Below are 14,476 nucleotides of genomic sequence, written 5' to 3' on the forward strand. Positions count from 1 at the left end.
CGAAGCGTTGCGCAGGGGGTATGGGGGAGGCGCTCGTCCCCCATCGGGGGGTCTGGGGGGCTGGTCCCCCAGAGACAAACTCCTATCTTTGACCCTATCTGTGACGAGAAAAAATGGGCTAAAAGCAGGATAGCTCAACACTTCAGCTATCTTGTCACCCCGTGAGTAGGATTACTCTAGTGAACGGATTGAAACCCCAGTACAGCAAGGGTTTCAGTTTTGAAAATCGCCACAACCTTGCGGAGGATTACTATATAGTATCGGAGGTCTCCAGGACGGATTATCTCTTAAACTACTGATTTTATAAATCTTTTCAACCTGTACTATCCCACAAAAATCTATCTGGATTTAACAATTAATAGAGTATAAATAACTACAATATGCTTATTCTCAGATCGGGTACTCGGCTAAGTAGGTGGACACAATTAAAGTTAACGGTTGAGATTAGGGAACACCTAGACTTACCTAGACTTACCTAGACTTACTTCGGCTTACTTCGGCTTACTTCGGCTTCGCTCGGTAACACGCTTACCGGGTAAATCATTCAACCCGTTTAAACGGGTTTAAGCTTTTAGCCCCAACTTTAGTTGAGGGCTTAATTCAGCGACTAACTCTCTTTCATTTTCCCGGAATTCGCTACTATTTCCGTTACACTAATCAGAAGCGTTAGACTGATAATAATTTTTATCAGTCCATTAATGAAATAACACTGATAGTCTAAGATTGCCGATTTGTGAGTGTAAATAGAGGCGGGTAAACAGTAACTCAGTAAATCTCGCCAAGAAAAATTGACCGGATTGGGATGAGAGATTCGGTATAATCCTAAGAGTATAATTAAACTGAATCCAATATAAATCCAGTAAAAATTGTGGGCGCTGTCAAATAGAGGAATGCCTAGATTATTGCCTTGACGGATTCTGGAAGTGAACAAAACACGTCTTTGACCGACTCAATCATGACCCTTGTATTTAATCTTACTTATTTCAACGTTCAAGAAAGATTTTGGGAATCCCCAAATGATGATTTTGTATCATCAGAAAATAATCCTAACAACGGACCCAGGATAGCACCAAAGATAAACCCGCCAGCGTGCGCCCAGTAAGCGATACCTCCATTTTCCATCCCCACATTTGCTGGGGCTTCTAACATGGCTAATCCATTAAACGCTTGCTGTAAGAACCAAAATCCGAGGAAGAAGACAGATGGTAATCTTAGTGTGGTAAAAAAGAAGCCTAGGGGAATTAATGTAACCACTTTAGCATTGGGAAACTTAAGAATATAAGCACCCATCACGCCCGCGATCGCACCACTGGCACCCAGAGACGGAATCCCCGATTGGGCGGCGAAAAACCACTGGGTTAAACTGGCTAATACGCCACAGGTTAGATAAAATATCAGAAACTTGAACCGACCCAGTTCTTCTTCAATATTATTGCCAAAAATCCAGAGAAATAACATATTAAATCCCACATGGGTAAACCCCGCATGAAGGAATTGGGCTGTGATTAACGTCAGCGGTTCAGGTATCGGCTGATGCACGGTAATGCCGTTGAAACTCGCTGTCAGTTCCTTGGGAACAACGGCAAATAGATGGAAGAATACATCCAGTTGTTGAGGGCTTAAAGTTAGCTCAAAAATAAAAATTAGGACATTTGCCGCAATTAGGATATATGTGATATATGGTGTAATCTTAACTGGATTTTCATCACGTAATGGAACCACAAGTCTATTTCCTTATTTACAATCAACAATTATTTAATTGGGTGGGTGGGTGGGAATAAATCCAAATTCATTAACTTCTATCACTAATCCTCAACCCATTACAAATGACAAATGACAAATGACAAATTAATCTTCAGACAATAATCCAAATAAAGGACCCAGGATGGCTCCGAACACAAAACCGCCAGCATGCGCCCAATAAGCAATTCCTCCAGTTTCCATCCCCAAATCCGTTTGCATACTGATACTCGCCACGCCACTAAACGCTTGTTGGACAAACCATAATCCTAAGTATAAAACAGCAGGTAATCGAATGGTGGTGACGAAATACCCTAAAAAGATTAAGGTATTGATTTGAGCCCTAGGAAACCTGAGAATATAAGCACCCATAACTCCCGCGATCGCACCACTCGCTCCTAGGGATGGAATCCCGGATTCCATGGAGAAAAACCACTGAGACAGAGCGGCAAGTATACCACAAGCAATGTAAAATATAAAATATTTGATATGACCCAGACGGTCTTCAATATTGTTGCCAAAAATCCATAAAAACAACATATTTCCGCCAATATGCAAAAACCCCCCATGGAGAAACTGAGAACTGATCAAAGTAAACCATTCTGGCACGGGTTGATTGACCGGAATTCCCTGAAAGCTAGCGCTTAACTCTTTGGGGACAACTGCATACAGATGGAAAAATGAATTAAGCTGGGGCGGTGTTAAGAGTAATTGATGGATAAAAACCGCAATATTAACACCAATGAGCGCGTAGGTTACATAAGGAGTAATGCGCGTCGGATTATCATCACTAATGGGGAACACAGTATGAAGTATGAATTAGGAAATCGAAGAAGCAGTAGTTGAGTAAAATTATACCAATTGCATTTTCATCGGCGATGCCCGACTGCCCGTTTTTACGCTACCCTACAGGGGGATTCGTTGAGCAAAACTGATAGGAACACTTTATCATATTAATTGGCAATCTCAATCACTTCAGGTAGATTGAGCAACCATCAGGGTGAATGAGTGCCTGTTATAGTCAGGTTTTTGTAACGTTAAAGGCTAAGAGTTCTTACCCTTTAAGAAGACCCCCTTAGCTGAACATCTAAATTCATGGACTTACTAGAGTACCAAGCCAAAGCCTTATTCCGCGAGATCGGCATTCCCGTCTTGCCCTCTCAATGCATCGATCATCCCAGAGATCTCAAGCAGTTAGACATTCCCTATCCCGTGGTTCTCAAATCCCAAGTCCCCAAAGGCGGGCGGGGTAGAGCTGGTGGTATCCGGACAGTGGAAAATACAATTGACGCGATCGCCACCGCACGGGCTATTTTTAATCTATCCATTCTCGGTAAGTATCCCAACGTGCTGCTAGCGGAATCCCATTATGATGCTGAACAAGAATTCTATCTAGCGGTTATCCTCGACTACACCTTAAGACGCCCCGTTCTGTTGGGTTCATGTCAAGGTGGTATCCATGTGGAAAACGTCATGGCACAGATGCAGCGAGTCGTCGTCGAGGAAGACTTCTCTCCCTTTTACGCCCGACGTCTAGCCTTCAAAATGGGACTGCAAGGTCATCTGATTGAATCAGTCAGCGATATTGTCCAGAAAATGTATCAACTTCTGATCCAAAAAGACCTGGATTTAGTTGAAATTAATCCCCTCGGCGTCAGTGCTAGCGGTGAAGTCATGGCGCTAGATGGCAAAATTGCTGTCAATGATCACGCTTTGGGACGCCAATCAGAGTTGGCAAACCTGGCATCAAGCCTCACCCACACCCCCCAACCCACTGACCAACCAACGGATCTGCAATGGACGGATAGTCAAGGAAATATTGGTATTCTGTGTAATAGTCCTTGTCTTGCTGCCGCCACATTGGATTTAGTGTACAAAGCCAAAGGTAAGCCAGCAAACTGTTTAATTGTAGACGGTTATGCCAGTTGGGATGTACTGTCCGCCGCCTCTCCAGTCCAACAGTTACAAAATGCCTTGCAGCAATTGACAGACACTCAAAACATCCAAGTTGTCTTAGTGAATATTTTGAGCAACGAAGCAGCTAGTGAAGCCGTGGCTGAGGTAATTGCCAGTTATCTACTATCGAAAGATGAAAATAACTCTGGAGTCAGTGCAGTAGATCCCGCCAAAACACCAACGACAGGAAAATTGCACTCCCGTGACTCACGCAATCGTCGCCGCCGCCATCTCACTCCGAAATCTTTATCTAGGGCAGAGTTACCTCACCTAGTCATTCGCTTAGCTAACGGCAAAATAGACACTATCCAAGACCGTTTAGCGGCACTCCCTGTACACTGGATGGGTAACTTGGATCAGGCAGTGGCACAAGCGATTTCTCTGGCAAGTTGAAAGAGTTGTGAGTGTGTAGGGGCGGGTTTCACTATTATCGTTTTTTCCCGCCCCGATGTGACTCAACCCACCCTGACTGAATTGGGAATGCGATCGTTGTGCAACATCAGACTTAGCTTGCTGGGAGAGAATTCAACAACCAATGACGAATGACATAAGACGAATAACCAGTACTTATCGGTATCCTATAGTTAATCGCTTGCGCCAAACCTTTACTGATATTGTTGATCGCATCTACTACATTGCTGCATCCAACGCCTATGAAATTCACACCAGACATGAAAATCCTGGTTCAGGGCATCACCCAACCCATCGGTTCCTATTATGCCGCCCGCATGAAAGCGTATGGCACAAATCTAGTGGCTGGGGTTAGTGCAGGTCAGGGAGGACAGACGTTGCATGGGATTCCCGTCTTTGACCTGGTAGAAGAGGCGTTATCCGAAGTTGGATATTGCGACGCCACGGTTATTTTTGCCGAATCCTACAGCGCCTTGGATGCAGCGTTAGAAGCGATAGATTCTGGCTTGTCACCCATTATTCTAGTGACGGGTGGTATTCCACCTCTAGATATGATTCACTTGCTAGCCAAAGCCAAAGCCAGGGAAACCCTGATTGTTGGACCGAGTAGTTCTGGGATTATTGTGCCAGGAAAACTGTTACTGGGGACTCAGGAGTGTGAATTTTATACGCCCGGTACAATTGGTGTGATTAGCCGAGTCAGTACTCTCACTTATGAAGTGGCTTTAGGGTTAACCCAAGCTAAACTTGGACAATCCATTGCTGTGAATCTCGGTAGTGAAGCCATTATCGCCTCGTCATTTCGTCAGTGGCTGGAGATTCTAGCCCAGGATAAACGGACAGAAGCGATTGTCTTAGTGGATCAGACGGGGGGCGATAGTGAAGATGAAACCGCAGAGTTTATTGCCCAAGCCATAGAGAAACCCGTTATTGCTTATGTTGCTGGACAATATACCCCTGAAGACAAACAAGTCGGGGATACCAGCGCCATTATCGCGGCTCAACTATCCGGACCGATCGCAAATACGACAACAGCTCAACATAAGGTGGCGGCGTTTAAACAGGCAAATATACCTGTCGCTGAGTATCCGTCCCAAATTCCCGACTTGGTGAGAAAGGCGCTCAAATACCATTAAAGGGAACGGGGAACGGGCAACAGGGACTAGAACTTCAGCAAAAAAAATAAAATAGGGGGTGACACCCCCCACCCCCACAGTGCTATACTGTGTTATGTAGATGCACCCTGATGATCGGGAGAGTCGCCTAATTTTAGGGCTCTCCTTTTTTATTTGGTCTGGATCAAGGTAGCTGCCAAGACTAATTTAAATAGGGGGTGACACCCATCACCCCAAAAAATGTATACTATGTTAAGTAGATGCACCCTGATAATCGAGAGAGCCACTCAGAGGCTCTTTTTTCTCTTACTCAAGATTAATGGGTAAATTCTGCAACGTAAATAGGGGTGAGACCCCTCAACTAAACGGTCATGCATCCAAGTCAAACTTGATCAGCGACCTCTTTTTTTGGGAAAATAAGCGACGGTAGCACCATAACACAGTAGCCTGTATTATCGTGTAATATCATATTTTGCTCTATAGTGCGCCTATCTATCATAGCCATAGTTATTCGGAAGCAAGCATTACCCTTTTAAGTAGGCTGGTGGAAATAAACCCAACACGATTAATTTCTGCAAATAGACCTTAAACCTTGACATAAGACGTAGCTTGCTTCTTTTCGGGAGCGAGTATGACGAATGACGAAATGACGAATGACGAATGACGAATGACGAATGACGATCAGAGCCGTTAACTTTAATTATCCCCACCTACTTACCATGACTTTACCTGAATCCAGCCGATTGCAATTAACCCCAGATTTGAACATCTGTCGCCTCTTAAATGGCTTATGGCAAGTATCTGGCGCTCATGGACGCATTGATCCCAAAAAAGCTATTCCCAGTATGTTTGATTATCTAGATGCTGGCTTTACCACTTGGGATCTCGCCGATCATTACGGACCGGCGGAAGATTTTATTGGCGAATTTAGGCGTCAACTGGTGGCGACTCGCGGTGAGGAGGCGTTAGCGAACATACAAGCGTTTACCAAATGGGTACCCCGTCCAGGTCGGATGACTCGACAATGGGTGGAGAAAAATATCGATCGCTCTCGCCAACGGATGGGAATGGATTGCCTGGACTTGTTGCAATTCCACTGGTGGGACTACCGCGATCGCAACTATCTGGACGCCCTCAAACAGATGGCACAACTGCAAAGGTCAGGGAAAATCAAGCACCTGGCGTTAACCAACTTTGATACCGAACACCTGAAAATTATCATCGACGCCGGGATCAACATCCTCTCCAATCAAGTCCAGTATTCCCTGATTGACCGCCGTCCTCAAGTCAACATGGCACCGTTTTGTCAAGACCATGAGATTAAACTTTTCACCTATGGTACAGTCTGCGGCGGCTTGTTGTCAGAAAAGTATTTAGGAAAACCTGAACCGGGTGGGGCACAACTGTCTACGGCTAGCTTGAGAAAATACAAGAACATGATTGATGGGTGGGGCGGTTGGAGTTTATTTCAAGAATTGCTAACCGTACTCCAGGACATAGCGACTCACCATAATGTGAGTATCCCCAACGTAGCCGTGCGGTATATCCTCGATCAGCCAGCCGTAGCTGGTGTGATTGTTGGTGCGAGGTTAGGCATATCGGAACATATAGACGATAATGCCAGAGTATTTACCATGACTCTCGATGCCCAGGATAAGGAGAAGATTGAAGCGGTATTGGTCAAGTCTTATGATTTGGATCAAATCATCGGCGATTGTGGCGACGAATATCGACGATAAGCCAGAAAAGACATTCCTGAATCCGTGATCCGGGGGGAGTATATTCTACACTCAAGAATAACCAGAAAGATAGCAGACCAATGGAACACTCTCCCGTTGACGCCCAACCTGATACTCAATCGGTGTCATCGGCGTCTCCTCATTGGACGCCATTTGATCGCACGATGATCCAACAGTGCATCGAACTAGCCCGCCGTGCCCTCGGACGAACTAGCCCCAATCCTTTAGTGGGTGCCGTCATTGTCCGGGATGGAGCGATCGTAGGAGAGGGATTTCATCCCGGCGCAGGTCAACCCCACGCAGAAATTTTTGCTCTCCGTCAAGCGGGTGACAAGTCTCAGGGAGCGACTATTTATGTCAACTTAGAGCCTTGTAATCACTATGGACGAACGCCCCCCTGCACAGAAGCCTTAATTGCCGCAGGAGTCGCCAAGGTTGTCGTCGGTATGGTTGATCCCAATCCTCTGGTGGCAGGTAGTGGGATTGAGCGGATCACAAAGGCTGGGATTGAGGTTGTCGTGGGTGTGGAAACGGAGGCTTGTCGTCAGCTTAATGAAGCCTTTATTCATCGCATCCTGCACAAGCGTCCCTGGGGAATGTTGAAATATGCTATGACACTAGACGGCAAAATTGCCACCGCCAGTGGTCACAGTGCTTGGGTGACGGGTCAAGAGGCGCGGCGGTATGTGCATCAACTGCGGACGGCTTGTGATGCCGTTATTGTGGGCGGTAATACTGTGCGCCTGGATAACCCTCATCTCACCAGTCACGATACCGATACCCACAATCCGTTGCGAGTGGTCATGAGTCGCACCCTAGACTTGCCCATCGATGCCCGTTTATGGGAAACCGCTGATGCTCCCACGTTAGTTTTGACCGAGATTGGAGCCAATCCGGATTTACAGCACCAGCTAGTGAACAAGGGAGTAGAAGTGATTGAAATGACGCCTCTGACACCCGCCAAGGCAATGGCGTATCTGTATGACCGACAGCTTTCAACGGTGTTATGGGAATGTGGTGGCACCTTGGCAGCCAGAGCGATCGCGGATGGCACCGTCCAAAAAGTACTGGCATTTATTGCTCCGAAAATTGTTGGCGGTATAACAGCGCCCTCACCGGTTGGGGATTTAGGACTAGCAAGGATGACAGACGCCCTAACTCTCGAACGAGTCAGTTGGCGTCAGCTTGGATCAGATTATGTTGTGGAAGGTTATGTGTCATGAATTTATAAATTATAAATTATGAATTATAAATTATGAATAACCGAAAAAGAGGTTTAAGTTTTACAGGTTGTAAGAACGGGTTTCACGATTATCGTTTCTTGCCACCCGAATGCCGCTAAACCCACCCTGACTCAGTGCTGGCTTGGAGAGAAGCGAGTATAACAAATGACGAATGACGAATGACGAATGACGAATGACGAATGACGAATAACGAATGACTAAAAAATGCTTGAAGTGACCATTTTCAGCGTGTTAGTCGGCAATTTGGGTTGGCAGTCAGTGGTTGTCAGTACATGGCTGCGCTGGCGACAGATGATCGGGAGTCATCATTATCAGGAGGAGGAAGAGGAGATTGTGATGGGTTTTGAGGCAAAAGAAGACTCAGCGTTATTACAACAGCGACAAGCTAACGGCACGATTGACCGTATGAGCCATCCAGAACAACCTTCTGTAGACCCGCAACTGGTTGGCTGGGAATTCAAAATTGTGCGATCGCACCGGGACTTATTTCATAAACCGACTGTTTTTCAACAATTGTGTGAAGAAGAAGCGCTGGCAGGTTGGATTCTATTAGAAAAACTCGATGATCGGCGCGTTCGATTTAAGCGACTGATTGCGTTACGGAATATCATTGATCCCCAACAGCTACCCTTTGATCCCTACCGTAGCTATTATGGGTCATCATGGACTGCCCGAAATGGGTGGGGTCTAGTCGCCGTGCTGATCGCGATCGCAATTCCTGCCTATCTGAGTTATAGCCTCGTTTCAAACCTGCTACACGACTCTCCAGAGGCTTCACCCCCGTCTCCTTACCAAGATATACCAGCCCAAGATTTCCCTCCGACTCAGTGAGGTGATTACCTTAAATCATACTCTGAACCTTGATTGGTAACGGTTGATCGTTTGTGTAGCCAACCCTGGTTATCAAAAATTGGATATTGGAAGCATCCTAGAATAGTAGACAAAGCGTGACTAAGGCGAGGAGAGTGGGCAAGGTGAGTTCACAAGGGAAATGGATCTGCGATGGTGAACCGAAAAATAATGATCAGTCTTATGTTGGTACAGGTTCCCATGCTCCCCAAGAAAATTATGGTCCAGATTGCTCAGTCTGTGGCTTGCCCCGAGAGGCGATGCAGAAAAAAACGGTCATGTCGGGTAAGGCTGTTAAAATACCACGATTTTCCCTACCGATGCTAGTGGCGATCGCACTCTTAGTTCTGTTGGGTGGTGGTGTGAGTTGGTATCTGGCGACAAGGGACAATCAGACGCAACCTGTCACCGACAATGGAACGCTGACGCCGACGTCACCCTCACCCCAGAACTCTAGCGCTTTCCTGAGTGATACCGCCAGCCCAGGTAATGCGTCACTGATTAGTCAGGGTGAAAAGATCTTACTGGATACAACATCTGCCAAACAAGCTGGCGCGGCTGCATTTGCTCAACAAGATTGGGATCAGGCGATCGCACAATATCAACAAGCGACGACTTCTGACCCCAATGATCCAGAAAGTAAACTCTATTTCAATAATGCCAAAGCTAGGCAAATCGGTAATCCATTGACAATCGCGGTTGTAGTTCCGATTACGCCTAGTGAGAATGAAGCCAAAGAAGTGTTGAGGGGTGTCGCATCGGCACAGGCGGAATTTAATGCTTCTCCAACGCCAGCCAATCGCTTACTGGAGGTCATAATTGTCAATGATGATGGCATGGGAAAAACTGTTTCTTTGGCAGAGGATTTAATTAAATTTCCCTCGGTTTTAGGCGTGATTGGACATGGAGTAGATGCCGGAACCCGACAAGCGATCGCGCAGTATGAAAAAGCGGGGTTAGCCGTACTCTCACCGGTGAGTACCAATGTGACATCTGACGCGACAGGTCAGTCTATCTTAAAAACTATTTCCCTGACTCAACAAGACCAAGAATTACTCGCCACCTATTTGCAACAAGTGGGTGAAACCTTGGCAAATTATGCGGCTAAACAATCTTTTCCCGCATCAGTAGTGGTATTCTACAATTCTGACAGTCCCTATAGCCAAGCCCTAAACGCTCAGTTTACGGCTGCTTTGTCTCAAGGGAAAGGGAAGGTGGTGAAAACGGTTGATATTACCGCTAATCCCAGTTTTGACCCCGCTGGGGAAATTCAGAGTGCCACTCAAGCGGGTGCGACAATGGCATTTCTGGCATTGAGTAAAAATAAAGTGGATAGCGCGATCGCACTGGCTCAAGCTAATGCCGCTCAAGCCGAAAACCCGTTAGGTTTAATTGGGGGAGATGAACTTTATAACCCAACCATTTTAATTGAAGGCGGTGATGCGATCGCGGGAATGGTATTGGCTGTTCCCTGGAGTTGGCAACCTAACAACGCTTTTGCTCAAGAAGCCGCCCAGATTTGGCGAGGTAGAATTAGCTGGCGTACCACCACAGCTTATGATGCCACGGATGCTTTAGCTACAGCATTGAGTCAAAATCCTAGTCGAACCGGAGTTTACCAGCAGCTAAATCAAGGAATTCCGATTTCTGGGACAGCACAAGACTTTAATCTGTTTAATCAAATCCCTCTGGTTAAAGCCGTTCCTGGTTCTGCGGGTCCGACGGGTTCGCGGTATCAGTTTGATCCCGTTCAGTAAATAAATATTAATTTTCTCGTCATTCTGAATTCCCTAACAATATAGATAACTAGATGCTTCCAGAATATGAGAAATACATTCTAACCCAAAGATTTGAGGAAAGGGCGACCCGATCCGATTGAGTGGACTAGAGTTGTTCATTTATGGAAGCGGGCATCCGTGTCAACTTAAGCTCAACCCCTCACCCCCAGCCCCTCTCCCACGCCGGGGAGAGGGGCTGGGGGTGAGGATTCCCCTTCTCCCGTGCAACAAAAGCGAAGCATCCTCTGTCCTCCCCCCTCTTGTAGGAGCGATTTCATCGGCAACAGCACTGGGAATAATGATGTTGTGGTAAACCTGTTGCAGTAGAGGGAGATTCCCCAGAGCGGCTAAGTTACTGATGGGTGAAGTGTTGCTAACGACAATCATTGTGGATACAACGCATTAATTGTTTTCAGATCTTCTTTGAAATCCGCAACATCATAGTGAACACAGATATCCCGACTGGCAATCAAATGCTGGAACTGGATTAGATTCATCCCCAGTAACCGACTGGCTTTGCCGATGCTGATTTTTTTTTGCTGGAAAAGCATTAGCACAATTTCTTGAATCAACTCGGCTTCTGAGAGTCGTGAGGCTTTAACGATTTCATCGGGAATGGTAACGCTCATGGTTATACCTCGCATCCATATCAATAATCAACATCTATAATTCCCCTGTAGGGGCGACCCGCTTGCACAAATGAACATCACCAATCCACTCAATTGACTCGGGTCGCCCTTTGCTTAATGGAGAATGAGACGTTCCTGCTTCACATTTCTACCCAATTGTGCGAATTGCCCAAACCAGGGAAGCCTTATAATACAGGATAAAACACTGATTTAAAATTCTATAGGATTTCTGGTGCTTCGTTATCGTCGCCGTCTGTGGTTGTATCCCCTATTCCAAATTCCCTTAATTTGTTTGGGTATATGTTTAGTCGCGGCTGTATTGTTTGCCTTACTCGGACTGGGTAGACCATCGGTAGCCGTCGCGATCGCGTTAGATTTAAGTAGCAGCACCTTCTCTGAACCCTCCCAGTTTAACCAACCGGGTACGGTGATGTATCAAGAAGTTATCGCTGTTGAGTCTTATCTTGACCAAAATGCTCAACTGTTAAGAGTTCCCAATCAAATTCAGGTCTTTGGTTTTGCTGGAGTTGTTTTACCCCTGACCGATTCCTTTCAAACCGATAGTCAACAGGTAAGCGCTGAATTGAACCAGGCGTTGCAAAATCCCAACCTGATTCAGCGAATTGTACCAGGTACAACGGATTTAAATTTAGCGATTCAGGAAGGAACAGACGCCTTAAGTCCAATTCAGGATCATTGCCGAGAATTACTCTTAGTCACTGATGGTGAAGCCGACGTTGATACTGAGGTGATTCAAGCCGCCGCCGCCCGTCGGGTGAAGATTAACGCTGTTGTCGTCGGTGGCGAAGCACCTGATTTACGCAACGCGGCGGCTACTACAGGTGGGATCTATCACTCCGGTCAAGTCACTAATTTAGAAACCGTTTTCACGAATCAATTCTTTAGGAATTTTAACAGTAATCGACGCTGGGTCATTTTTTGGCTGGGTGCCGCCTGGATTTCTCTGATGTGGTTACTCATCCTCCCCTTAGATCGCTGGATTTTCCAGGGATGGCTAAAACTGCCCATGAATCTCGCGGGTCAACTCGCCTTAGGCAATGCCTTCTTCTGGACAGTCGCCACCCTCTTAATTGTTTGGCACTTAGCTCAAGGATTACCGTTTATTTCACTATGTTAACAAATTATTCAAATGCTCTCCTTATCACAAAAATTGCTGTATTTTTTAACTATAATAATTTTCCATCGTGAACATGGCAGGAGACATGGTAACGGGAACTGTGATCAATAACCGTTATAGGATTAAGCAATCTCTCGGTCAGGGAGGTTGTGGGCGTGTCTACTTGGCGGATGACGAACAGTTCCACCAGCTATGTGTCCTCAAGGAGTTGGCTCCGAGCAACAACAGTCTGAATGATGAGTCGAAGTATCGCGAACTCTTTGAGCTAGAAGCGGAGGCTTTAAAGGTACTCTCTCATCCTCAGATTCCTCGGTACATTGACTCGGTTGAGGAAAATGGGCGATCGTTCTTGGTACAAGAATATTTTAAGGGAAAGACTTACGCTCAACTGCGCCAAGAGGATCAAAGGTTGTCTCAAGATGAAATTATCCAATGGTTGAGGGATATGCTGCCTATATTGCAACATATTCACGACCAACGGTTCATACACCGGGATATTTCACCGGACAACATCATAGTATCCGATGATGACTCCAAGCCGAAGCTGGTTGATTTTGGGGTGGTGAAAAAGGTTGAGGCTGGGTTGAGAGCTAACTGTTCTCGTGTCAATAGTCACGCCACAGTTGTCACGAAAGTGGGTTACTCGGCACCTGAACTGCGGACAGGAAAATGTTATCCGAATAGTGATCTCTATTCTTTAGCAGTTACGGCTATTGTCCTACTGACGGGCAAAAATCCAGAGGAGTTGTTTTATAGCTATTCCCTGAAATGGCACTGGAGACAGTATACACAGGTTAGAGAACCCTTGGCTGAGATACTTGATAAAATGCTAGCAGAGAAGCCGCAAGACCGCTATAAATCAGCCCGTGAAGTTGAGAATAAACTCTGTCAAACTCAAGTGAGTTGGTTACCTCAAACATCAAGTCTTCAACCATCAAACCCGAAGCTAAAACTACCACTACGTCCTATTGGTCTTACCCTGAGTATCTTCGTTTTTGTATTTGTTGGTGGTGGCTTAGTTTACAGTCAGGTTCCACATATTTCCCCGTTGTGCCAAGCTCTCGATAACTGTGCCAAAGATCGGGAGTTTGAACAAATCTATAACCAAGCTATTGGAGAAGCTGAAGCAGCAATTCTTCAGGCTCAAGACTTTGAAAATCTGAAGGATTTACAACAAGCTCAAGACAACTTGAATAATGCGGTAGCTCAACTGGAGCAAATTCCGACAGATGTCAAGATTTATCCAAAAGTAGAACAGCGTTTAACCGTCTACGAAGCGCAGTTAAACAAGACACAGGAGCGTTTACTCAGAGAACAGCAGGCTGAACAACAGCTTACTGATGCCACAAAATTGGCTGATGAAGCCATCAAAAAAAAGCATCAAAACTTTGACGAGTTCTACGATGTCTATGAGCAATTGGACAAAGCTGTCACTCAACTAGAAGAAATTCCTGCTTCTGCCAAAGTTTCTGCTAAAGCCAAGCGGCATTTAGAGGACTACCAGTACCACTTGAACTCGATGAAGCAGAGATTAGACCAGGAACAAAAGGCTCAGAAACAGTTGGCTCAAGCACAGCAGCTTGCCAGAGAAGCAACAGAGCAAACTCAGGTAGCTACGAGCCTGAATGACTGGCGGCAGGTCGAGCAGAAGTGGAACAAGGCATTGGGAATACTTGATGGAATTCCCGCGAATGTTTTTGTGGCTGAGAGGTTGAAACAGCGACAAAGCCAATACCAGGGAAATCGCCAAGAGATTCAGGATAAAATTGCTCAGTTTCAATCACCGCCTCTACCTGTATCACCAGGAAATGACCCGAATCACCCATCGGGTTTTGAACCTATTTAACGGGCAAAAAATGCTCCGTTCAATACAAACT

General features: G+C 45.9%; 12 protein-coding genes. 8 read left to right on the forward strand and 4 right to left on the reverse strand.

Annotation, left to right across the window (positions count from 1 at the left end):
* Positions 1–607: 607 nt before the first annotated feature.
* The 3 genes from RIG27_RS32470 to RIG27_RS32480 all read right to left on the reverse strand — a co-directional run bounded on the left by RIG27_RS32470 (position 608) and on the right by RIG27_RS32480 (position 2,544).
* Positions 608–931 carry a hypothetical protein gene (locus RIG27_RS32470; RefSeq protein ID WP_446351173.1) on the reverse strand — a complete coding sequence of 108 codons (324 nt, stop codon included), beginning with the start codon at positions 929–931 and terminating at the stop codon, positions 608–610.
* Positions 932–990: 59 nt separating this feature from the next.
* The gene (locus RIG27_RS32475) at positions 991–1,722 is read right to left on the reverse strand and encodes a rhomboid family intramembrane serine protease (protein WP_446351174.1); all 732 of its coding nucleotides are present in this window, start codon (positions 1,720–1,722) and stop codon (positions 991–993) included.
* A gap of 126 nt (positions 1,723–1,848) precedes the next feature.
* A complete protein-coding gene (locus RIG27_RS32480) occupies positions 1,849–2,544 on the reverse strand; it encodes a rhomboid family intramembrane serine protease (protein ID WP_446351175.1) in 696 nt (231 codons plus the stop codon).
* A 291-nt stretch (positions 2,545–2,835) separates the two neighbouring features.
* Here RIG27_RS32480 and RIG27_RS32485 point away from each other — a divergent pair, with 291 nt between their 5' ends.
* From RIG27_RS32485 to RIG27_RS32510, 6 genes are all read left to right on the forward strand, one after another.
* Complete coding sequence (locus tag RIG27_RS32485; protein ID WP_446351176.1) at positions 2,836–4,089, forward strand: ATP-grasp domain-containing protein; 1,254 nt, start codon at positions 2,836–2,838, stop codon at positions 4,087–4,089.
* 260 nt (positions 4,090–4,349) lie between these two features.
* Positions 4,350–5,243 (forward strand): succinate--CoA ligase subunit alpha, encoded by an 894-nt coding sequence (locus RIG27_RS32490; RefSeq protein WP_446351177.1) that lies wholly within the window; start codon positions 4,350–4,352, stop codon positions 5,241–5,243.
* Between the two features lie 698 nt (positions 5,244–5,941).
* The gene (locus RIG27_RS32495) at positions 5,942–6,961 is read left to right on the forward strand and encodes an aldo/keto reductase (protein WP_446351202.1); all 1,020 of its coding nucleotides are present in this window, start codon (positions 5,942–5,944) and stop codon (positions 6,959–6,961) included.
* An 80-nt stretch (positions 6,962–7,041) separates the two neighbouring features.
* A complete protein-coding gene (gene ribD / locus RIG27_RS32500; RefSeq protein ID WP_446351178.1) occupies positions 7,042–8,184 on the forward strand; it encodes a bifunctional diaminohydroxyphosphoribosylaminopyrimidine deaminase/5-amino-6-(5-phosphoribosylamino)uracil reductase RibD in 1,143 nt (380 codons plus the stop codon).
* A 225-nt stretch (positions 8,185–8,409) separates the two neighbouring features.
* Positions 8,410–9,036 carry a hypothetical protein gene (locus RIG27_RS32505; protein WP_446351179.1) on the forward strand — a complete coding sequence of 209 codons (627 nt, stop codon included), beginning with the start codon at positions 8,410–8,412 and terminating at the stop codon, positions 9,034–9,036.
* A 143-nt stretch (positions 9,037–9,179) separates the two neighbouring features.
* Positions 9,180–10,811, forward strand: a complete 1,632-nt coding sequence (locus RIG27_RS32510) for an ABC transporter substrate-binding protein (protein WP_446351180.1) — start codon at positions 9,180–9,182, stop codon at positions 10,809–10,811.
* 404 nt (positions 10,812–11,215) lie between these two features.
* Here RIG27_RS32510 and RIG27_RS32515 read toward each other — a convergent pair whose 3' ends face one another.
* Entirely contained in the window at positions 11,216–11,461 is a 246-nt protein-coding gene (locus tag RIG27_RS32515; RefSeq protein ID WP_446340948.1) for a UPF0175 family protein, read from the reverse strand.
* Positions 11,462–11,693: 232 nt separating this feature from the next.
* Here RIG27_RS32515 and RIG27_RS32520 point away from each other — a divergent pair, with 232 nt between their 5' ends.
* Both RIG27_RS32520 and RIG27_RS32525 read left to right on the forward strand, forming a co-directional pair.
* A complete protein-coding gene (locus tag RIG27_RS32520; protein WP_446351181.1) occupies positions 11,694–12,599 on the forward strand; it encodes a vWA domain-containing protein in 906 nt (301 codons plus the stop codon).
* 73 nt (positions 12,600–12,672) lie between these two features.
* Positions 12,673–14,445 carry a protein kinase domain-containing protein gene (locus tag RIG27_RS32525; RefSeq protein ID WP_446351182.1) on the forward strand — a complete coding sequence of 591 codons (1,773 nt, stop codon included), beginning with the start codon at positions 12,673–12,675 and terminating at the stop codon, positions 14,443–14,445.
* Positions 14,446–14,476: the final 31 nt, after the last annotated feature.

The organism is Coleofasciculus sp. F4-SAH-05 (assembly GCF_040222985.1).
In the GTDB taxonomy this organism is placed as follows: domain Bacteria; phylum Cyanobacteriota; class Cyanobacteriia; order Cyanobacteriales; family Coleofasciculaceae; genus Coleofasciculus; species Coleofasciculus chthonoplastes.

Bases quoted from the DNA above. Each gene is read 5' to 3' on its own strand.
- RIG27_RS32495 (WP_446351202.1), top strand. From the start codon at position 5,942: ATGACTTTACCTGAATCCAGCCGATTGCAATTAACCCCAGATTTGAAC.
- RIG27_RS32505 (WP_446351179.1), top strand. From the start codon at position 8,410: ATGCTTGAAGTGACCATTTTCAGCGTGTTAGTCGGCAATTTGGGTTGG.
- ribD (WP_446351178.1), top strand. From the start codon at position 7,042: ATGGAACACTCTCCCGTTGACGCCCAACCTGATACTCAATCGGTGTCA.
- RIG27_RS32525 (WP_446351182.1), top strand. From the start codon at position 12,673: ATGGCAGGAGACATGGTAACGGGAACTGTGATCAATAACCGTTATAGG.
- RIG27_RS32485 (WP_446351176.1), top strand. From the start codon at position 2,836: ATGGACTTACTAGAGTACCAAGCCAAAGCCTTATTCCGCGAGATCGGC.
- RIG27_RS32515 (WP_446340948.1), bottom strand. From the start codon at position 11,461: ATGAGCGTTACCATTCCCGATGAAATCGTTAAAGCCTCACGACTCTCA.
- RIG27_RS32490 (WP_446351177.1), top strand. From the start codon at position 4,350: ATGAAATTCACACCAGACATGAAAATCCTGGTTCAGGGCATCACCCAA.